The following is a 20036-nucleotide window of genomic DNA, read 5'->3' as shown; positions in this document are numbered from 1 at the left end:
TTTACTATAACTTGAAAAAAAAGCCTATCTACGGCTTTTTTTTGACGTTTGTGTGACAGCCATATTTCTTAGCTGCTTTATTTCATGTGGAGTTAATTCTCTAAACTCACCTGGATTAAGCCCTCTAAGATCAAGAAATCCGTATCTTTCTCGCTTCAGCTTCATAACGGGACATCCGATTGCTTCTAGCATTCGCTTTACCTGACGGTTCTTTCCTTCATGAATCGTTAATTCTACGATGGCAGTTCCTTTTTTCTTATCGATAGAAGTAACTTTCACTTTTGCAGGTGCTGTCATACCATCTTCCAGGCGAATTCCTCGTTCAAGCTGTTTAATCTTTTCTCTTGGAGGAATTCCTTTCACTTTAGCAATATACACTTTATCCAACTGGTAACGTGGATGCATAAGCACATTTGCAAATTCTCCGTCATTGGTCATGATAAGGACACCTGTCGTGTCATAGTCTAATCTACCAACCGGAAAAACTCGCTGTTCAATGATATCTTTAAAATAATCAGCAACTGTTTTACGTCCTTTATCATCAGATACTGCTGTTATTACTCCAGAAGGTTTATACATCAAAAAGTAAACGGGTTGTTCCCGTTGAATTTGAATTTCGTTCACTTCAATTTTATCTTTTGTTCCAACTTTTGTGCCAAGTTCAGTCACTACACTTCCGTTTACTTTTACTTTGCCTTCACGGATTAATTCCTCTGCTTTTCTTCGGGAAGTTATACCGCTCTGAGCAATCACTTTTTGCAATCGTTCCATGATTTCACCTCATGTCTCATCATACCTTCATTATTCGTAATACTCAACCACGATAAACGTAAAAAAGAGCCTAAATGGCTCTTTTTGTTCGTTTTAGGAGTAAAAAAGGAGTGAAATTGCTGCGATGGATGCTAAAAAACCTATTAAGTCTGCTAAAAGTCCAACCTTTAAAGCATATTTCATTTTTTTAATTCCGACCGCTCCAAAATATACTGTCAGTACATAAAATGTCGTATCCGTACTTCCTTGTATCGTTGAAGCCAATCTGCCAATAAAGGAGTCTGGTCCATGAGTTGCAATAAGATCAGAAGTCATACCAAGCGCACCTGTACCAGAAATCGTTCTCATCAATCCAAGCGGAACGACTTCTGCTGGTATATGAAACAATGAAAATAGGGGTCGCATAGCGAGCATAACATAATCCAACGCGCCAGAAGCTCTAAAAACAGATATGGCTACCAGCATACCAACCAAGAATGGAATAATATTAATCGCAATAGAAAACCCTTCTTTCCCTCCTTCTACAAATGTTTCATAAGTGGGAACTTTTTTATAGGTTCCATAGAGCAATATAAAACCAATCAATAGGGGAATAAACCAAATCGAGAATGATTGAACGAAATTCATCTATTTACCTCCCTTTTGCAAGGAGCGGTAGTAGTAATATCTGTCGATTAGGATGGCACCAACTGTTGCAACGGCTGTCGCTAAAAGTGTCGGTGCAACGATATCAGTTGGAGATTGAGAGTTATAGCTCATTCTAATAGCGATGATTGTAGTCGGAATTAATGTAATGCTTGATGTATTTATCGCAAGTAATGTGATCATTGAACGGCTTGCTTCGTTCTTTCCGCCATTGAGGATCTTTAGCTGTTCCATTGCTTTTATACCCATTGGTGTGGCTGCGTTTCCAAGACCCAACAGGTTCGCTGCCATATTTGATAAAATGTATCCTTGTGCTGGATGATCTTTTGGAATATCAGGAAAAAGCCATTTGACAATTGGACGGAAAAGGTATGCAAGCACTTCTAACAGTCCGCCTTTTTCTGCTATTTTCATAATTCCAAGCCAAAACACAAGGATACTTATCATAGCAAAACTCAAAGTTACTGCTTCTTTCGCACTTGTAAAAATTGCTGCATTTACCTTATCCATGTTGCCATTAATAGCTGCAACAAAAAATCCGATCACCATCATACCGACCCAAATGTAATTCACCATGAGCCATTATGCTCCCTTGCGGCAAAGAAAAGCTGGTTCAGCATGTCTTTAAATGTTGTCCAGATGCCCTCTTTGTGAGGCTTTATCAATGCTTTCCCATCATAATAAAGAGGTAAATCTGCTATTCTTAAACCATTTAAATCTATAAAATACCTACCTACTGGCTTAGGAATATCTTCATCCTTCCATTCACCAGATTTGGGCAATTTATATAAATGAATGGAAGAAGAGATCTGCTTAATCTCTTCTTTCATTAACGGATAAGAAAAAGTACGGTTTGCCTCAACTTTCCCTTTATAGCCTTTATCTTTAATGCTGGATACTTTGCCTTCTTTTATAAGCTGGGTCATTTGAAAAGAGTGAAATCCCCACTCGAACATATTTCTGTGATCTTCCCAGTCATCAGGATCATTTAAAGTAACTGCGATAAGCTCCATTCCATCTTTCTCTGCCGTTGAAACCAGTGTTCTTTTCGCACGTTTTGTATATCCTGTTTTTCCGCCGGTGGCATTCTCATAAAACTTCAGCATTTTATTTTTGTTACGCCATACTCTGTCCCACTTTTCACCCGTTTGCTCAGAACGGTATACCTTCGTTGCTGAAATATCTTTAAACATATCGTTGTTCATAGCATACTTAGTCAGAAGTGCCATATCATAGGCGGTTGAATAATGATCTTCGTGCGTATCGAGGCCATGAGGATTTCTAAAGCGAGTATGTTTCATTCCTATTTCTTCTGCTTTTTGATTCATAAGATAGGAAAATCCATCTAAGCTTCCGCCTACATGTTCTGCGATTGCAACTGCAGAATCGTTTCCTGATCTCAGCATCAATCCGTAAACCAGGTCTGTCAAAGGGATTTTCTCACCAGGTTTTAAATAAAGAGAAGATCCTTCAGTTCTCGCAGCATGTTCGGTTATGGTCACACTATCCTGCATCTTTCCTGATTCAATGGCAAGGATAGCTGTCATGATTTTCGTTATACTTGCGATTCTCATGGGACGGTGTTCATTCCGTCCATATAAAACCCTTCCTGATGATTGTTCCATCAGTACAGCTGCTTTTGCTGATACACCAGGTTCAGCTTTAGCTTCTTGCGGGAAAACTGCAAGGATAAGCGAGCATATTACAATATAAATAAGAGGTGAAATGATTTGTTTCATTCAAAATCCCGCCCTTTAGGTGTTTTGTAAAAGTTTATGCAAACAAGGACAGGTTATGAATGGGATTTACTTCCGCTCTATTATTGACTAGGAAAGAAACGCTGTTTTTCACCGTGCCTATATTCATAATCAGTAAGCTCGATTAATGCTTTTTCTTCTGCTGGTATTCGTACACGGAGCATCAAAATATTTAAGATAGTAAAAAGCAACGCGGTAACATAAGCGCCAAAAATAAGCGGAATGACTAGAAGTTCCAAAGATACGACTAAGTAATTAGGATGCCTTATAAAACGATAAGGTCCTTTAGCCACAACTTCAGCACCTGGAAGAAGAATAATTTTTGTATTCCAAAAAACCCCTAAAGAGGTAATCGCCCAAACTCGAATTACTTGTGCAATTAAAAACAAGACAAATGGAATCACCCACCATGAAGGAGAAATAGCACCAAAGAACATTACTTCAGTAAATAAAAAAGAAAAAATGAGGTATGCATAGTTACCATCCATTTATAATGGCTGCTCCCTGCCTCAACGGCTCCCTTGGACAAGAGAATTTCTTCGTTCTTTTTGGCGATTTTTACTTCTGCAAGTCTCTGTATTATTAAAAAAGTCCAAAAAACGAGAAACCAATTCACCGTTATTTCCTCCATTCTACTAACAAGAGTTCTGATGAGAAGCCAGGACCAAGTGCTGCCATAATTCCTAAATCACCTTCATTCTGTTTTAACTCCATAAATTGTTTTAAAACATAGAAGACAGTAGCAGAAGACATGTTGCCATTTGACATAAGCACATCCCGTGAAATATCAGTTTTGGAAAGAGGCAGCCCAAGAGCATCAACATATGCCTGAAGAACTTTCTTACCTCCTGGATGGGCTATAAAATTTTTAATCTGTTCTCCGGTTAAATGATTTCGGTTTAGAAACTCATCAACGTTCGGTTTCAGCCAAGTACGGATCACATTAGGGATATCACGTGAAAAAACAACATAAAGACCTGTATCTTTTACCTCCCATCCCATTACATCTTCTGAATGAGGCTTTAATGTGGACATTGTATCTAAAATATATGGTTTTAGTTCTCCTGATTTACCTGTGTCTGATTCGTCTCCGCAGATAAGTGCACAAGCAACTCCATCAGCAAAAAGGGAAGTCCCTACAAGATTGCTTTTAGAAAAATCCTCATGCTGAAATGTCAGACTGCATAATTCAACACTCAATACGAGCACGTTTGACTTCGGGTATGCCTTACAATAATCAAAAGCTCTCGAAAAGCCGGATGCACCACCTGCACATCCTAAGCCCCAAATAGGTATTCGTTTCGTATGAGAGGAAAACGGAAGCATATTCATGATTCTGGCTTCAATACTTGGTGTTGATAACCCGGAACTAGAAATAAAAAAGATTGCGTCAATATTTTCATAAGGGATTATAGGTCTGTCTGCTGGACCCATGCATTTTTGGATGCATTCTGCTCCGAGATTCGTAGCAAAGTCTATGTATAAATCATTTTTTTCCTGAAAACTTCTTTTTTCTTTGAACCATTCAATGGGCATTACAAAATATCTAGATGATATCTCACCATTCTGAAAAACTTTTAATAATCGTTCTAAATCTGAAAATGCATCCTGAAATAAGTTTCTTGCAAATTCCATCGTTTCTTTTTGCGAAAGTTTGTGCGGGGGATTAACGGTTTCGACTGCTGCTATTTTGGGCAAAAGATCTCTCTCCTTCGACTCGTTATACTTATTTTTTAATTTACCCTTAACCCTCTATTTAAAACAGAACGAGTAAGAAATAAAAGGCTGTTTTCGTAAACTTTGCTGCTTTTGTAAGTGGTTGATTTCCGTTACAGGACTCGCTTTCCGCAGAATGTGCGGTTAGCCCATTCACTCCAATCAACGATTGCTTGAAGAATTTCTTAGTTATCTCTTTGTGGCAACATCTTTAGAAATCTATAAACTATTTACGTAATTCTTGCTGGTCTTGAAGGTAGTTAATTTCCGCTGCAGGGCTCCCTTTCCGCAGGGTGTGCGGTGAGCCCATCCGCCGCTTTGCGGCATTGAATGGTCTCATCTGTCCCACTCATCCTGCTGGAGTCTCGCCCTTCCGCTCCAATTAACTATTCAATGTAGAATTTCGTACGTACTCTTTGGTGCACCCCTTGGAAAGCGAGCATCCTGGAGAGGAAATCATCTGCTAACAAAAGCAACCTTGTATACGAAGGCTTCTTTTGAAAAGGCTTCCTATGCAAATGATTGAAGCGCAAGGTGCGAGACTCCTACGGGACGAGCGGTCAGGTGGAGACTCCTAATGGCGCAAAGCGGCAGGAGGCTCACCGCACGCCCCGTGGAAAGCGAGTATCCTGGAGCGGAAATCATCTACTAACTAAAGCAACTCTGAATAATAAGGCTTCTTTAAGAAAGGCCATTTTCTCCATTTTGAAGTTTTCTTTTTTATTTCTAAAATCGAAAATAGCCAAATAAAAAACAGCCAAAGGCTTGGCTGCTTAAAAAATTATTCAAATGGTTTTAGAAGATTGGTTAATGTTTTTTCATCAGGATTCATAAATAGACTCTTAAAGTCTTCATATTCGTTAATATAAACTCTTTTTCTTTTCAAATATGAATCATTTTTGCTAAGTGCTGCTAATGCAGCTAATTCACGGATTTTATATTTTTGAAGATGCTGTTTCCAGAAATCATGCTGAGTTAATTCTTCTTCAAGTTTTTCTTCAAAGTAACGTACATAGAGAAGATGAAAGGTTTGTTTTACACCATTTATTTCGTAAGATGCTTCTGAACGATTGAAGAAATCCTCTGATGTATTCGGTTTTTCTTTTTCTAATTCAATACCTTCGATATGATGAATCAGCAAAACAGCTACCCCCTTACTTAGTTATCTTCAAAAGATATAGATTCCTGAAACTTTGAAAAGAATAGATCTGCTTCTTGTTCAACACTTTCTTCTTGAATGTTCTCAGGCAGAGGAGGCAGCTCTTTGATCGTCTGAAGGCCAAAATGATCTAAAAACGCTTTGGTAGTACCGTATAAAATAGCTCTCCCAGTCCCTTCTGCCCTTCCTACTTCTTTAACAAGTCCTTTTGCAGACAGAGTTTGAAGAGGCTTTTCTGTCTTCACACCTCTGACTTCTTCAATCTCAGCCCTTGTAATAGGCTGTTTATAGGCAATAATCGCCAAAGTTTCAAGAGCTGCTTGTGAAAGCGTGGAATGACCCGGAGTTTCAACAAGACGTTCGTAATAAACCGCATGATCTGGTTTTGTTACTAACTGAAGTGATCCTGCATATTCAACGATCGTCATCCCTCTGTCGGGTGATAGGTAGCTTTCTTTCAGCTCATTAATGATCTCATCTATTTCTTTGCTGTCTTTTTCAAGCACTTGTGCAATCTGTTTTCGGTCGATGCCTTCGTCTCCGCTGACAAAAAGCAGACCTTCAATAACCGCTTTTATTTCATTTCGTTCCAAATCCACTTACTCCTCTATCATGGTAATATAAATTTCACTAAAATGGTCCTGCTGCTCACAGTTAATACTTTTTACTTTCATTAATTCTAAAATGGCCAAAAACGTAACAACCACATGCTCTTTTGAGCTTTTATCAAATAGATCGGTAAAACGGCGTTTGCCTCCAACCGAAAGAAGTGATTGTTTAATCTGGTCCATTCTGGTCTCAATCGGTATTTCCTGTCGTTCTATCGTTGTTTGTCTTGGTGAACGAGTTACTTTTTCCTGAAAGACTTTCTGCATTGCCTGCAGCATGTCATAAAGGGTTACATTCGTTACCTGCTGAGCTGTTTCTTCTTTTTCGAACTGACTAAGATCGAGCGGTTCTCTCGTATAAACTAAGCTTCTTGCCGCTTCCCTCTCTTTTAATTCGTCTGCTGCAAACTTATATTTCCGGTATTCGATTAACCTTCTCACCAGTTCATCTCTCGGATCTTCTTCAACGTCTAATTCCATCTGCTGATCGAGAAAATCATCCTCGTGCTTCGGCAAAAGCATCTTGCTTTTTATCGCAAGTAAAGTTGCAGCCATGACTAGATATTCACTGGCAACATCCAGTTTAAGCTCTTTCATCGTATGTATATATTGCAAGTACTGCTCAGTAATTATTGCTACAGGTATATCATAAATATCTACTTCGTAAGTTTGAATTAAATGAAGCAGCAAATCAAGCGGACCTTCAAATCCATCGAGCTTCACACTATATTGCATAACATTTCCCCAGTTTTATCAACGTTTTTTGTATTATAAAATTATATCATATTTTCAACATACAAAAGCTGTATTTTTATTAGTCAGCGACCTATGATAAACTAAATCCGTAAAAGCAAAGGGGTGTGGGCACAAGTTGAATTATCCGGACGCATGGATTGACTATTTAATTTATTTCCATACTGATCAAGATTTTTTTGAGTGTCATGAAGTACTCGAGGAGCATTGGAAGAACGAAGGAATGAAAGGAAACCTTTGGCCGGGGCTCATCCAGATTGCTGTAGCTCTCTACCATCAAAGACGCGGTAATTTGAATGGTGCAAAAAGAATGATAACAAGCGGTATTGAAAAACTTTACACAGAAAAAGCGGCATTGAGAGATTTAGGTATTGAACTCGAACCATTTTTTAATGTTGTCGAGAATCGAAAACGTGAGATTGAACAACATAAAGAGTTCCAGCCGTTCTCATTGCCTTTAACATCCGATTTATTTAAAGTATGTCTGTTAAAGACAGCTAAAACTGAAGCAGATTGGAGCATCAAGGACATTCCAGGTGAGAATATAATTCACAAGCATAGATTAAGAGACAGAACTTCTGTAATTGAAGAAAGAAAAAAGCAAAAACTTAACAAAAAAAGATTTAATTAAAATAAAATGCCTAAAACTCTTACCCGTTTGTATGCTGGCAAGTTTTTTTTATAGATTACATACCGTATTTGGATTTATAAACGGTAAATCGATTTTTAGGCACGGTAAATCTAAATTATTTCACGGTAATTTCTTGTTTATTCACGGTAATATAGATTTTATAGAAAATTCGACAAATTGACGTTAAACCCCACTTAAGAAAACAGGCTGATTCCCCTTCAAATAGCGTGAGGTTTCAGTTGACCGCAAAAGTCGAACATCATCATGCATACTAGTTATACCTTCTTAGAATACAAAAAAGCCCCGGGTAACGGGGCTGCTTCATATTACTCTTCCCAAACTTTAACTTCTTTCATTACATCGCCTTGCTTAATGCGCAAAACAGTGTCCATTCCTTCAGTAACTTGTCCGAAAACTGTGTGTACGCCATTCAGATGCGGCTGAGGCTCGTGTACGATAAAGAACTGGCTTCCACCAGTGTCACGGCCAGCGTGAGCCATTGATAGAGATCCTGCTACATGTTTGTGAGGATTCCCTTCTGTTTCACAAGGAATTGAGTAACCAGGACCGCCTGCGCCAGTTCCAGTTGGATCTCCGCCTTGTGCTACGAAACCAGGGATTACACGGTGGAATGTTACTCCGTTATAAAACCCCTCGTTTGCAAGCTTTTCAAAGTTTTCAACAGTTCCAGGTGCTTCTTCTTGATATAGATCAAATAAAATCTTTTCGCCATTTTCAAATTCGATTGAACCTTTTTTCATTCAAATAGGCCTCCTTATGTTTCATTCACCTACCATTGTACGGTGAAATGACTGACTCGTAAACTAATTTACACAAAAACCTTTGATTTTAAGGGTACATCCTGTCTGACTAAGTCTTCGTACGTTTCACGCTTGATAACAAGCTGTTCTTCGCCATTTTCAACAAAAACAACAGCTGGCCGCTGAATTCGGTTATAGTTGTTGGCCATACTGTAACCATATGCTCCTGTACAAGACACAGCGAGATAATCTTGATCCGTCACTTCAGGCAGCTCTAAATCCCAAATGAGCATATCCCCGCTCTCACAGCACTTTCCTGCAATTGATACTTTTTGGGCAGGCTTATCGTTCATCTTGTTTGCTGTGTATGCGTCATATTTTGCCTGATAGAGAGCTGGACGGATATTATCTGTCATACCCCCATCAACAGAAACATAATGTCTAACACCTTCAATCTCTTTTTGAGAGCCGATTGAATAGATCGTAGTTCCAGCATCTCCAACGAGTGATCTTCCTGGTTCAATCCATAATTCAGGCATCGATTTCCCATTGAATTGAGCCATTTTACGATTAACCTCATCGATCATAGCCATAACATACTGCTCTGGCTCAAGAGGTGTGTCATCAGAAGTATATTGAATACCAAAGCCACCGCCTAGATTCACTACGCGAGGAAAATATTGGAATCTTCCCTCCCAAATCTTAAAGTGACTAAAGAGCTTATCAATTGCTAAAGTAAAACCTTCCGTTTCAAAAATCTGAGAGCCTATGTGACAATGTATGCCGAGAACCTCGAAAAACTCTGACTTTAGAACTTCTTGCAATGCTTTATCTGCTTGCCCGCTTCCTAAGTCGAAACCAAATTTAGAATCTTCCTGACCAGTTATGATGTAATCATGTGTATGTGCTTCAATACCAGGTGTAAGGCGCAATAAAATTTTGACTTTCTTATTTAGTTTTCTGCAAAGCGTCTTTAACAGGTTTATTTCATAAAAATTGTCTACTACAATACACCCTACTCCTGCTGTTAGTGCGAATTCTAATTCCTCAGCGCTCTTGTTGTTCCCATGAAAATGGATACGTTCTGCAGGAAATTCTGCTTGGATTGCTGTATAAAGTTCCCCGCCTGAAACAACGTCCAAACTTAGCCCTTCTTGATCCATAAGCTGAATGATCGCAATGGAAGAAAATGCTTTGCTGGCGTATGCTACCTGATATCCAACACCTTTTTCTTCGAATGCTTTCTTGAATCCTCTTGCTCTAGTTCTTATTAATTCAACATCATATAGATATAGCGGTGTGCCATACTTTTTTGCTAGTTCGACCGTATCTGCCCCGCCTATCCAAAGATGATTGTTTTTTCCGATTTTAGCTGTGCCATGTAAATTCACAATTAATCCCCTCTCCATGATGATGGAGAATTCAATCCCGACAATAATAAAAAACAGCCGCAATTAAGGCAGGCTGTCATGACCGTGCCCTCATGTCGGAATAGCTCTCCACTACTGTTGTAGTGACAGTCCGCTGCTTGTTCAGCAACGGCCCAGCATAAAAAGAAATGGATCTCCTTTTACACTTCGGCAAATTGACCTTTCGACATATTTCATCGTCTTCCATGAACTCCATATGCTACTTATTCGTTTTGCGCCTCTACCTCAAATGAGGCATATATTGAATTAGTTATGAATTTTAGCACAATTTTTGTTAATCCACAAGGGACAGATACATTAGTTTGGCTGCTTTTTTCTATTCTGCGGATGTACGATGCTAGGACGCACTTTTGAAAGCGGCACGGCAACCCGTACAAGAATCTGCAAAAACGCTTTTGGATTAAATGGTATGAACGGCCATAGATATGGCGTGTTTAAATTTTTTATGGTGCTTAAGTAAAGAATAAACAACGTTACTCCAATCATGTAGCCTGGGACCTTAAACAGTACCACTAATACTATAAGAACAAGTCTGACTACTTTATTCGCTACACTAAGTTCATAACTTGGGGTCGAGAATCCACCAATTGCTGCTATGGCCACGTACAACATAACCTCAGGAACAAACAAACCAACATCTATCGCAATTTGACCGATCAGAATTGCAGCAATCAGCCCCATTGCCGTTGAAAGTGAGCTTGGAGTATGAATGGCGGCCAGCCTTAGTATATCAATCCCAATTTCAGCAAACAAAATTTGCAGGAACAATGGAATATTCGTTGTTTTATTAGGTCCAATAAAGTCTATAAAGTCAGGCAGCAGCTGTTGTTGCATTGAAAATAAAAGCCACATCGGCACCAAAAAAACGGACATGATTATCCCGCTAAAACGAATCCATCTTAAGAAGGCACCGATAAATGGTGTTTGCCGATATTCTTCTGCGTGCTGGACGTGATGAAAAAGTGTAGTCGGTGTGATCATTACACTTGGTGTAGTATCCGTGATGATTAATACATGCCCTTCCATTAAATGCTGCGCGGCAACATCTGGTCTTTCTGTATACCGTACGAGTGGAAACGGGTTCCAGCCTTGCTTTACGATAAACTCTTCAATGGTCTTGTCCGCCATGGGAATCCCATCTATTTCAATTTTACTTAGTTCTTTTCTGATAAGATCTACCAGACCAGGGTCAGCAACATCCTGGATATATGAAATGCAGATATCCGTCTTTGATCGTTCGCCTACTTGCAGAATTTCATGTCTAAGTCTTTCATCCCGTATTCTTCTTCTCGTAAGAGCTGTATTAATAATGATGTTTTCTGTATAGCCGTCACGAGCTCCCCTTACAACTTTTTCGATATCCGGTTCTTCAGGTGACCTTCCTGGATAGCTTCTCACGTCTACTATGAACGCTTCTTCCTCACCATCAAGAAAAATGACTATCAATCCTGAAAGCATACGGTCTACCGCTTCATCTAGTGATTTTGTAAGCTCAACCTGCTGATGAGCAAGGTGATTATGTACAAGATCTTTTACTTTCCCTGGAGATCTGTGGCCATGGTCCATGTCCATAAGCTCGCGATACAGCATAATGATAAATTCACTGTCACAAAGACCGGTACAATAATATAGCTGAAGCTCTTTTTTGAGTACAAATATTTTTCGGACACCTACATCAAAACTTACCCCGATGCCAAGGCGGTCTTTTAAGAACTTTTCATTCTCTTCTATATTTTTACTGATCGGTGTTTTGTTCTTTGTATTTGCCATGCATTTCGCTCCTTTCTAGAATGAGATTGATTGCCTTTAAGGTTATAGGGGCTCCTTTTTCAACAGAATCGAAACCTGCCATCTTTCCTATATCGCCTACCCCTATAACAAAAGGGAGATTCAGCTCGTCTAATATATAGACTGTATCTCCATTGATCCTTCCAGTTTCCAAATCAGGCAATCCGCTTTTGTCAATCCCAAACTCAGTGAGTTCACCATATCTGTCCATCGAACAATGAACCTTTGTCCATTCTGCAAAATGCGTTTTAGATGCGACTGCTACAGCTCCTATAACATCAAAATCCTCTTGCTTATGAATAATTCTCATAGCCTGCTCCCCAGGACCTTCACCTTTAAAGCCACAATCATCAAACATGACAAGCACAGGATCATGAGGGGTTTTACGGATCATTTCAACAAGTTCTTCTCCGCTTTTTTTCGTCGGATTTCCCCAGGACTGTGAAATACAGCGTCCGCCAATAATTTTGGCAGCATGTTCTACAACCCTAAGCGCATAGAGATCTCCATCCGTTATGAAAATAATCCGTTTTTTCACCCTCAATCACCCCTTTGGTTCGAAGATAACTGCAACTAAAAATCCAAAAAGTATCGCAGAGGATATTCCTGCAGAAGTTAACTCGAAAATTCCCATTGCTATACCGATAAATCCATGTTCATCAGCTGCTGCCATTGCTCCGTGCAGCAATGAGTGTCCGAAGCTGGTAATTGGAACAGTAGCTCCTGCTCCTGCAAATTTAATGAGGTTGTCATAAATACCGAAAGCATCCAGTAAAGCTCCAATTACAACAAATGATGTTGTAACATGGGCAGGTGTCAATTTTAAAATGTCCATCATTAATTGACCAACTACACAAATTAGTCCCCCTACAATAAAGGCCCATAGAAATTCCATCTTACATACCTCCTTCCGCCCGCTCTAAAACTACTGCATGAGCGACAGTTGGAATTGTTTCTTTTTGCTGAACCATCACAGGATTTAACAGAGCACCTGTAGCGACCATCATTACCTTCTTTAAATTCCCTTTTCGTATTTCATCCAGGATATAGCCATAAGTTACGACTGCTGAACATGCACATCCGCTTCCTCCGGCAAACACTTGCTGATCTGACCGATAGACCATTAAGCCGCAGTCACGGTGATTATCAGAAATGTCATATCCCTGTTCTTTAAGAAGCATTTTTAAAATTGGAGCTCCGACACCTGACAAATCTCCCGTAGCAATAAGATCGTACTCGTCAGGAGATACATTCATTTCTTTAAAATGTGCTGCAATTGTATCAGCGGCTGCAGGAGCCATAGCTGAGCCCATATCAAAAGGGTCTTTAATACCTAGATCTACAACTTTCCCGACAGTAGCTGATGTAATCTTTATGTCTGATACCTCTTTACTTACGAGCGCTGCACCTGCTCCAGTTACGGTAAATGTAGCTGTATCTGGTTTTTGTCCTCCATATTCAGTTGGATATCTAAATTGCCTCTCAGCAGTAGCATTATGTGAACTGACCGCAGCAATAACCCGGTTTGCATAACCGCCATCTACCAAGGCGGCTCCTAATGCAAGAGATTCCATCGAGGTTGAACAAGCTCCAAATACCCCTAAAAAAGGAATACCATTTCCTCTGGCTGTGTAATTCGAGGATACTATCTGATTTAAAAGATCTCCTGCAAGCAAAAAATTAATGTCTTCAGGGTTAAGCTTTGACTTCTTTAAACAGAAATCAATTGCATCTTCCATCAGCTGCCTTTCAGCCAGCTCCCAATTTTTTTGTCCGCAATGAAGATTGTTATAAGTTTTATCAAAATAGCTACCGAGAGGACCTTCACTTTCCATAGGACCTACGGCAGTACCTGTAGCGTTCAAATAAATGCTGTTCGCGAATTTCCATGTTTGTCTGCCTAATAAATTCATGAGCTCACTCCTCACATCACATGCTGAAATATATATCTGATCATTCCAAAAACGTAAGCGGCAACCGCTCCAAAAACAATAACGGCTCCGGCCAGTTTAAACAGATTTGTTGCGACTCCCAATACTAGCCCTTCGCTTTTATGTTCCAGAGCAGCACTCGTTACAGCGTTGGCAAAACCAGTTACTGGCACTATAGATCCGGCTCCAGCAAACTGACCGATCTTATCATATACACCAAGACCCGTCAGAAGAGCAGCGATTAAAATGAGCGTTGCTACAGTTGGATTACCTGCAGTTTCTTGTGAAAAGTTAAAGAACGTCATATAAAAATTTTGTATCCCTTGACCGATCAAACAGATTAATCCGCCAACAAAAAATGCTTTTAAACAATTGATTACATATGGCGGTTTTGGCTGTATCGGTTTAATTTTTTCAGCATAAGCTTGTTGTTCCTCTTTTGTTGCCATGTTGTTTCACTCCACTTCTTAATGATTGATATAATAGATCCAATGAAACAAGGACCCCGTAATTTTTCCAAATACAATAGCCATCAAAATAATGATGATTTTTTCCCCAAAGCCCACTCGTTTTGCTAAAATCGGCAAAACATTTAATACTTCTGTTAATGCAGCGGCAAGCATTCCTACAAAAATACCAGCAAACAATCCAACCGGAGCAAGAATAATCGGCGAAAATGAGAATGATGCATTTCTCAAGTTCAGCCATCCGCCTAAAACGGCACCAAGAATTATGCTTATCTCGTAACTTCTTATGAAGCTGTAAGTTTTTGAAAGCTGCATCAGCCTGGGTACAATCCCCAAAACCGTTATCAATGCAACGAGGCCTGAACCGACAGTTATTCCTCCGCCGAATCCAATAAACGCGATAAGCAACACTTTAATTGTCATTGATCTTCTTCTCTGTTTCTTTATTTTCATGGACTATTACATACTGATCGAGGTCTTGCTGGTAATTGAACATTTCTACTTCGAGCGGACTTGGTTCTTCATTAAGCCTTTTTCGAAACAAATGATTAAAAAATAGGATCATTCCTAGCCCCAGGCCAAATGAATAAGGAACCTGCAGCAGCAGCGGCTGCTCCTTATAATGCCCAGTAATCATGTAATAAATTTTCTGATGAACAAGCTGCATGCTGACATCTTCATGAAAATTCATGATAGCAAGAGCCGAGCCCGTAAAGAGAAGAAGCCACACGAGTACAAAATATACAGGAGCCAGTGATTTTTGTTTCATCTGGATTTCCAAGATGGACTGGGCCGGTCCGATCGTCTGAACATCGATTTCCGTATTACTTTTTTGAATCTTGCCTATCACCTTCATTACATCGATTACGATTAAATGTTTATCTTCTGGTGTTACCTCGTGAATGATATATTCTTTAATCTTCCTTTCGTTTTCATCTGATGCGACGATTTGCGCTACATCTCCAATCGTTACTCTCTGATGCTGAAGGACTTGTACGCGTTGCCGCATTCGAAGGTATATGACTTTATCCATCTTACTTCGCCTCTTTTCATCAGCGCATTTGTGTTTAGTATGCGATTTGCTATTTCTAATCATGCTTAACAACAAAAAACATCCAAAAACTACCACCAAAAATTAAAAAACCAGATGGAGACTTATTAAGTCTCCATCTGGTTTTTCATAAATAACAATATTTTCTTTTCTAGCCTTGATACTTGAACTTGCGAAATAGCAAGCCGTTCAGCTACTTCAGATTGCGTCTGGTCTTTAAAATAGCGCAGATACACGATTAGACGCTCACGCTCATCAAGCTTGTCCATAATATCTTTTAAAGCAATTTTATCAAACCACTTACTTTCTGCGTGGTCTGAAATTTGGTCTAAAAGTGTTATTGGGTCACCATCATTTTCATAAACAGTCTCATGAATGGACTGAGGTGCTCTTACAGCGTCTTGTGCCATAATAACATCTTCCACCGCTACCTCTAAATATTGAGCAACTTCATTAATCGTCGGTGTCCGTCCAAGAGATTTAGATAACTCGTCTTTAGCTTTTCGAACCTTGTTGCCAGTCTCTTTCAGAGAACGGCTAACTTTTACTGTTCCGTCGTCACGTATGAAGCGCTGGATCTCGCCGATAATCATCGGAACAGCGTATGTCGAGAATCTTACATCGTATGACAAATCAAATTTATCCACTGATTTTAACAAACCAATACTGCCGATTTGGAAAAGGTCATCTGCCTCATAACCTCTGTTTAAAAAGCGCTGAACCACAGACCAGACAAGCCGCATGTTTTTTTCAACAATCGTATCGCGGGCGTGCTGATCACCTTCCTGGCTTTGTTTAATTAATAATTTTATCTCTTCATCCTTAAGAAACGGTTCGCTTTTGCTGCCTTTCACCTCGACATCCATAGGCATACTCCCTTAATTACACATAGCTTTATTTTTGGTTAAGTATTTTGTCAAATGAATTGTAGTTCCGTACGACGGTTCTGAGATGACTTCAACTTCGTCCATAAAATTCTCCATGATGGTAAAGCCCATTCCTGAACGTTCCAGCTCTGGCTTAGAAGTATATAAAGGCTGTCTCGCCTGATCCAGATCTGGTATCCCTAATCCTTCGTCACGAATCGTTAGGTGGATCGTGTCCTCTTCTATCGCTGCTTCAATGTAAACCATGCCCGTTGCTTTATTTTCATAGCCATGAATAATTGCATTTGTAACGGCTTCAGATACCACAGTTTTGATTTCAGTTAATTCGTCCACTGTAGGATCCACTTGCGCTATAAATGCTGCAACAGTCACACGGGCAAAGGATTCATTCTGACTTAATGCTGAAAACTGAATCTTCATTTCATTTCTCATATTAAGCCACCCCCAAAGCCTGCAGTGCAAGCTCTTCATCTTCTTCCAGCCTGATTATTTTAAATAAGCCTGACATTTCAAAAAGTCTTTTTACAGCAGGCGAAATAGCGCATACCACCATTTCTCCATTCTGATTCTTTATTTGTTTATAACGGCCTAAAATGACACCAAGACCAGAGCTATCCATAAAACTTAATCCTTCTAAATTAAGAACAATGTGGTTTACGGTATGCTTTTTCAAGTAATCTTCCACTTGTGATCTGAGCAAGTCTGCTGTATGGTGATCAAGTTCTCCGTCTAAGCGGATACACAAAACGCTGTGTTTAAGTTCCAGATTGACAGCTAATCCCACGCTATCCTCTCCTTCTTTTTTGGATAACGTGATTTTCTATAAAAATAGACGAATTCCTTCACCGATGACAAAACTAGTGGGAATTCGCCTTTAAATGTCAAGAATTACGATGGTTTATAGGGATTTTGACATTTGTCCTGCTGTACGTTTAAATAATTTCCACCAGGAAGCTTTCTTTATCGTTTCCGAAGCCAATACTGGGCTTACTGTAATAAGATCTTTGCCGTTCCATATCTTTAAAGTTCCAATCTGCTGGCCCTTTTTAACAGGCATTTTCAAATCTTTATCAACAGTGACCTCTGTTTTTATCTTTTTAGCACTTTCTCCTTTTTTCAATAAAAGAGATATATTCTCAGAAGTAACCACTGGAAGTTTAGGTTTGTCCGCCTTTTGAACTTTCACTTCTTTCACGATTTCATGGCGATCAAACAATTTTTTTGTTGAGAATTGAGTAAATGCATAATCAAGCATAGAAGTAACCTGTGCGTTTCTATCTTTCGGTGTCGGTGCTCCCATTACAACAGCTATAACTCTCATTCCATTTTTATTTGCTGTAGCGGTTAAACAATATTTCGCCTCATTCGTAAATCCTGTTTTTAATCCATCCACACCAGGATAAAACTTAACAAGGCGGTTTGTGTTCACAAGCCAAAATTTCTTGTCAGTATCTTCACGCAAATAATCTTCATATAGTCCAGTAAATTTTGTTACCTCTTCATGTTTAAGAAGCTCTTTCCCCATGATCGCCATATCATGTGCAGATGTATAATGACCAGCTGCCGGCAGCCCTGTTGCATTCTTAAAGAAGGTATCTTTTAATCCTAATTTTTTTGCTTTATCGTTCATCAAACCTACGAATGAATCTGCAGATCCCGCAATATGCTCTGCCATTGCAACGGATGCATCGTTGGCACTTCCAATTGCAATTCCTTTAACCATATCCTCTACTCGCATTTCTTCTCCAGGTTCCAGGAATATTTGCGATCCGCCCATGCTTGCAGCATACTCACTTACACGAATTTTATCGTTCCAGCTGATCTTGCCTTTATCAATTGATTCCATAACTAAAATTAACGTCATAATTTTAGTCATACTCGCTGGCGGAAGCTTCTCGTGGCTGTTCTTTTCATACAATACAGTTCCACTGTCTTGTTCCATTAAAATAGCAGAATGACTTTTTTCCGCTAATTTTACTTTTTCTTTTTCTGCAGCATCCGCTTTTGGAACGGAAAATGACGCTAACAGACACAAACTTAATAAACCTGAAATCAAGGCTTTCATACTTTTCCCTCCATTCATATAGTTTTATTTTTTCCATAATTTTTCACTTTATACCGTATTTTCCATCTGTGATAAATAAGAAAAATTAGTTTTTACAGTAACTTTGTCCGGAATAATTATGGACGTTACATCGCTTATCAATTTTGTCGAAAGTTCCATATATTAAAAATAACGTACAATTTTTTTTCAAAAACAAAAAAGAGACCAGAACTCATTGATTTTATTCAATGAGCCAGCCTCTTTTTCTATAATTATTGTTTAATTTCTTTATAAATCAAAGGTGGTGCATCAACAGCGTTTTTCGATATTGTATAGGCGCTGCGGATTCTATTTTTAACATCTTCAACATTTTCCGTGTTGCTGTAGATGGTTACAAGAGAATCACCTTTAGAAACTTGGTCTCCAACTTTTTTGTTCAGCATTAATCCTACTGCTAAATCGATTTCCGATTCTTTCGTTGCTCTTCCGGCACCTAAGATCATCGCTGCAGTTCCAATTTCATCTGCAATGATCTCGGACACATAACCGTCTTCATCTGCTGTTAATTCAAAAGTATGCGCAGCTTGAGGGAGGTTTTCAGGATTATCAACAACTGAATCGTCGCCTCCTTGAGCTTTTAAGAAAACTTTTAATGTTTCAAGCGCTTTTCCTGAAGAGATCGCGTCTTTTAACATTTCTCGTGCTTCTTCAAGTGAGCTTGCTTTTTTAGCCAAGTAAACCATATGAGACCCTAATGTTAAGCAAAGCTCTTCAAGATCCTTAGGGCCTTTACCGTTTAGCGTATCAATCGCTTCCTTGATTTCAAGCGCATTACCAATTGCAAGTCCAAGCGGCTGACTCATGTCTGAAATTACTGCCATTGTATTTCTGCCTACAGCATTTCCGATCTTAACCATTGCATTTGCCAGCTCTTCCGCTTCTTCAGGTGTTTTCATAAAGGCACCCGCACCTGTTTTAACATCAAGTACGATCGCATCTGCACCTGCAGCGATCTTCTTACTCATGATTGAGCTCGCAATAAGCGGGATTGAATTTACAGTTGCAGTTACATCTCGCAGACCGTACAGCTTTTTATCAGCCGGTGTTAAATTTCCGCTTTGACCGATAACAGCCAGTTTGTTTTTATTTACTAATTCAATAAACTGTTTATTATCGATCTCTACGTGAAACCCTGGAACAGCTTCAAGCTTATCGATCGTACCTCCAGTGTGTCCTAACCCGCGGCCTGACATCTTCGCAACCGGTACACCTAGAGCTGCAACTAATGGAGCGAGTACAAGTGTTGTAGTATCGCCAACACCGCCAGTGGAGTGCTTATCAACTTTAATGCCTTCAATTGCAGAAAGGTCGATCTGATCCCCAGACTCTACCATAGCCATTGTGAAGTTAGCACGTTCTTCAGTTGTCATATCTTTAAAATATACAGCCATCGCGAAAGCTGACATTTGATAATCAGGAATTTCACCTTTCGTATAGTTTTGAATAATATGATCGATCTCATCTTTCGTCAGTTCTTTTCCATCACGTTTTTTTTGTATTAAATCAACCATTCTCATGTAAAAACACCACTTTCTTTTTACGATAACATCTGATACATACAAATCATTTAACCAGCT

General features: G+C 39.3%; 23 protein-coding genes, 1 pseudogene and 1 riboswitch. Of the genes and pseudogenes, 1 reads left to right on the top strand and 23 read right to left on the bottom strand.

What is annotated here, in order from left to right; genetic code table 11:
• Positions 1-24: 24 nt before the first annotated feature.
• From UN64_RS14300 to UN64_RS14260, 9 genes and pseudogenes are all read right to left on the bottom strand, one after another.
• Positions 25-771, bottom strand: a complete 747-nt coding sequence (locus UN64_RS14300) for a pseudouridine synthase (RefSeq protein WP_077363946.1) — start codon at positions 769-771, stop codon at positions 25-27.
• 93 nt (positions 772-864) lie between these two features.
• Positions 865-1398: a spore maturation protein gene (locus UN64_RS14295; protein WP_077363944.1), complete on the bottom strand. Its 534-nt coding sequence runs from the start codon at positions 1396-1398 to the stop codon at positions 865-867.
• Positions 1399-1992 carry a nucleoside recognition domain-containing protein gene (locus tag UN64_RS14290; protein ID WP_077363942.1) on the bottom strand — a complete coding sequence of 198 codons (594 nt, stop codon included), beginning with the start codon at positions 1990-1992 and terminating at the stop codon, positions 1399-1401.
• Entirely contained in the window at positions 1986-3155 is a 1170-nt protein-coding gene (locus UN64_RS14285; RefSeq protein WP_077363940.1) for a D-alanyl-D-alanine carboxypeptidase family protein, read from the bottom strand. The genes UN64_RS14290 and UN64_RS14285 overlap by 7 nt, the downstream gene beginning before the upstream one ends.
• A gap of 80 nt (positions 3156-3235) precedes the next feature.
• Positions 3236-3804: pseudogene (locus UN64_RS14280) on the bottom strand (isoprenylcysteine carboxyl methyltransferase family protein).
• On the bottom strand, positions 3792-4871 hold the full coding sequence (locus UN64_RS14275; protein WP_077363938.1) for a type III polyketide synthase: 1080 nt from the start codon (positions 4869-4871) through the stop codon (positions 3792-3794). Before UN64_RS14275 ends, UN64_RS14280 begins: the two are co-directional and overlap by 13 nt.
• Before the next feature lie 799 nt (positions 4872-5670).
• Complete coding sequence (locus UN64_RS14270; protein WP_077363936.1) at positions 5671-6030, bottom strand: hypothetical protein; 360 nt, start codon at positions 6028-6030, stop codon at positions 5671-5673.
• Positions 6031-6047: 17 nt separating this feature from the next.
• Positions 6048-6641, bottom strand: a complete 594-nt coding sequence (gene scpB / locus UN64_RS14265) for an SMC-Scp complex subunit ScpB (RefSeq protein WP_077363934.1) — start codon at positions 6639-6641, stop codon at positions 6048-6050.
• A 6-nt stretch (positions 6642-6647) separates the two neighbouring features.
• Positions 6648-7391, bottom strand: a complete 744-nt coding sequence (locus tag UN64_RS14260) for a segregation/condensation protein A (RefSeq protein ID WP_077363932.1) — start codon at positions 7389-7391, stop codon at positions 6648-6650.
• A gap of 136 nt (positions 7392-7527) precedes the next feature.
• On the opposite strand from UN64_RS14260, the gene UN64_RS14255 reads away from it, so the two are divergent.
• Entirely contained in the window at positions 7528-8040 is a 513-nt protein-coding gene (locus UN64_RS14255; RefSeq protein WP_077363930.1) for a DUF309 domain-containing protein, read from the top strand.
• Positions 8041-8366: 326 nt separating this feature from the next.
• Here UN64_RS14255 and UN64_RS14250 read toward each other — a convergent pair whose 3' ends face one another.
• The 14 genes from UN64_RS14250 to UN64_RS14185 form a co-directional block, all read right to left on the bottom strand.
• Positions 8367-8801 (bottom strand): peptidylprolyl isomerase, encoded by a 435-nt coding sequence (locus UN64_RS14250; RefSeq protein ID WP_066290613.1) that lies wholly within the window; start codon positions 8799-8801, stop codon positions 8367-8369.
• Between the two features lie 68 nt (positions 8802-8869).
• The gene (gene lysA, locus UN64_RS14245) at positions 8870-10192 is read right to left on the bottom strand and encodes a diaminopimelate decarboxylase (RefSeq protein ID WP_139343130.1); all 1323 of its coding nucleotides are present in this window, start codon (positions 10190-10192) and stop codon (positions 8870-8872) included.
• A 93-nt stretch (positions 10193-10285) separates the two neighbouring features.
• Positions 10286-10462, bottom strand: a riboswitch (Lysine riboswitch).
• 66 nt (positions 10463-10528) lie between these two features.
• Positions 10529-12001, bottom strand: coding sequence for a spore germination protein (locus UN64_RS14240; protein WP_077363928.1), 1473 nt, complete (start codon positions 11999-12001; stop codon positions 10529-10531).
• Positions 11967-12563, bottom strand: coding sequence for a stage V sporulation protein SpoVABEA (spoVAEA, locus tag UN64_RS14235; protein WP_139343128.1), 597 nt, complete (start codon positions 12561-12563; stop codon positions 11967-11969). Before spoVAEA ends, UN64_RS14240 begins: the two co-directional genes overlap by 35 nt.
• The gene (spoVAE, locus tag UN64_RS14230; protein WP_077363924.1) at positions 12564-12914 is read right to left on the bottom strand and encodes a stage V sporulation protein AE; all 351 of its coding nucleotides are present in this window, start codon (positions 12912-12914) and stop codon (positions 12564-12566) included.
• A 1-nt stretch (position 12915) separates the two neighbouring features.
• Entirely contained in the window at positions 12916-13932 is a 1017-nt protein-coding gene (gene spoVAD, locus UN64_RS14225) for a stage V sporulation protein AD (RefSeq protein WP_077363922.1), read from the bottom strand.
• Positions 13933-13943: 11 nt separating this feature from the next.
• Entirely contained in the window at positions 13944-14399 is a 456-nt protein-coding gene (spoVAC, locus tag UN64_RS14220) for a stage V sporulation protein AC (protein ID WP_077363920.1), read from the bottom strand.
• Positions 14400-14417: 18 nt separating this feature from the next.
• Positions 14418-14840 (bottom strand): stage V sporulation protein AB, encoded by a 423-nt coding sequence (locus UN64_RS14215; protein WP_077363918.1) that lies wholly within the window; start codon positions 14838-14840, stop codon positions 14418-14420.
• Positions 14830-15450 (bottom strand): stage V sporulation protein AA, encoded by a 621-nt coding sequence (locus tag UN64_RS14210; protein WP_077363916.1) that lies wholly within the window; start codon positions 15448-15450, stop codon positions 14830-14832. Before UN64_RS14210 ends, UN64_RS14215 begins: the two co-directional genes overlap by 11 nt.
• Positions 15451-15575: 125 nt before the next feature.
• Positions 15576-16334, bottom strand: a complete 759-nt coding sequence (sigF, locus tag UN64_RS14205; RefSeq protein ID WP_066290631.1) for an RNA polymerase sporulation sigma factor SigF — start codon at positions 16332-16334, stop codon at positions 15576-15578.
• A 12-nt stretch (positions 16335-16346) separates the two neighbouring features.
• Positions 16347-16787, bottom strand: coding sequence for an anti-sigma F factor (gene spoIIAB / locus UN64_RS14200; RefSeq protein WP_066290632.1), 441 nt, complete (start codon positions 16785-16787; stop codon positions 16347-16349).
• A 1-nt stretch (position 16788) separates the two neighbouring features.
• On the bottom strand, positions 16789-17139 hold the full coding sequence (spoIIAA, locus tag UN64_RS14195; RefSeq protein ID WP_077363914.1) for an anti-sigma F factor antagonist: 351 nt from the start codon (positions 17137-17139) through the stop codon (positions 16789-16791).
• Between the two features lie 114 nt (positions 17140-17253).
• Positions 17254-18420, bottom strand: a complete 1167-nt coding sequence (locus tag UN64_RS14190; protein WP_077363912.1) for a D-alanyl-D-alanine carboxypeptidase family protein — start codon at positions 18418-18420, stop codon at positions 17254-17256.
• Positions 18421-18671: 251 nt separating this feature from the next.
• The gene (locus tag UN64_RS14185) at positions 18672-19976 is read right to left on the bottom strand and encodes a pyrimidine-nucleoside phosphorylase (RefSeq protein WP_077363910.1); all 1305 of its coding nucleotides are present in this window, start codon (positions 19974-19976) and stop codon (positions 18672-18674) included.
• Positions 19977-20036 lie beyond the last annotated feature (60 nt).

This window comes from Fictibacillus arsenicus (assembly GCF_001999465.1).
Lineage (GTDB): Bacteria > Bacillota > Bacilli > Bacillales > Fictibacillaceae > Fictibacillus > Fictibacillus arsenicus.
The sequence above is the reverse complement of the archived record's forward strand: the minus strand, read 5'-3'. Positions and strand labels throughout refer to the sequence as shown.

Coding starts and splice junctions, on each gene's coding strand:
- UN64_RS14300 (WP_077363946.1), bottom strand. CDS start 771: ATGGAACGATTGCAAAAAGTGATTGCTCAGAGCGGTATAACTTCCCGA.
- UN64_RS14295 (WP_077363944.1), bottom strand. CDS start 1,398: ATGAATTTCGTTCAATCATTCTCGATTTGGTTTATTCCCCTATTGATT.
- UN64_RS14290 (WP_077363942.1), bottom strand. CDS start 1,992: ATGGTGAATTACATTTGGGTCGGTATGATGGTGATCGGATTTTTTGTT.
- UN64_RS14285 (WP_077363940.1), bottom strand. CDS start 3,155: ATGAAACAAATCATTTCACCTCTTATTTATATTGTAATATGCTCGCTT.
- UN64_RS14260 (WP_077363932.1), bottom strand. CDS start 7,391: ATGCAATATAGTGTGAAGCTCGATGGATTTGAAGGTCCGCTTGATTTG.
- UN64_RS14250 (WP_066290613.1), bottom strand. CDS start 8,801: ATGAAAAAAGGTTCAATCGAATTTGAAAATGGCGAAAAGATTTTATTT.
- UN64_RS14240 (WP_077363928.1), bottom strand. CDS start 12,001: ATGGCAAATACAAAGAACAAAACACCGATCAGTAAAAATATAGAAGAG.
- spoVAE (WP_077363924.1), bottom strand. CDS start 12,914: ATGGAATTTCTATGGGCCTTTATTGTAGGGGGACTAATTTGTGTAGTT.
- spoVAD (WP_077363922.1), bottom strand. CDS start 13,932: ATGAATTTATTAGGCAGACAAACATGGAAATTCGCGAACAGCATTTAT.
- spoVAC (WP_077363920.1), bottom strand. CDS start 14,399: ATGGCAACAAAAGAGGAACAACAAGCTTATGCTGAAAAAATTAAACCG.
- UN64_RS14215 (WP_077363918.1), bottom strand. CDS start 14,840: ATGACAATTAAAGTGTTGCTTATCGCGTTTATTGGATTCGGCGGAGGA.
- UN64_RS14210 (WP_077363916.1), bottom strand. CDS start 15,450: ATGGATAAAGTCATATACCTTCGAATGCGGCAACGCGTACAAGTCCTT.
- sigF (WP_066290631.1), bottom strand. CDS start 16,334: ATGGATGTCGAGGTGAAAGGCAGCAAAAGCGAACCGTTTCTTAAGGAT.
- spoIIAB (WP_066290632.1), bottom strand. CDS start 16,787: ATGAGAAATGAAATGAAGATTCAGTTTTCAGCATTAAGTCAGAATGAA.
- UN64_RS14190 (WP_077363912.1), bottom strand. CDS start 18,420: ATGAAAGCCTTGATTTCAGGTTTATTAAGTTTGTGTCTGTTAGCGTCA.
- UN64_RS14185 (WP_077363910.1), bottom strand. CDS start 19,976: ATGAGAATGGTTGATTTAATACAAAAAAAACGTGATGGAAAAGAACTG.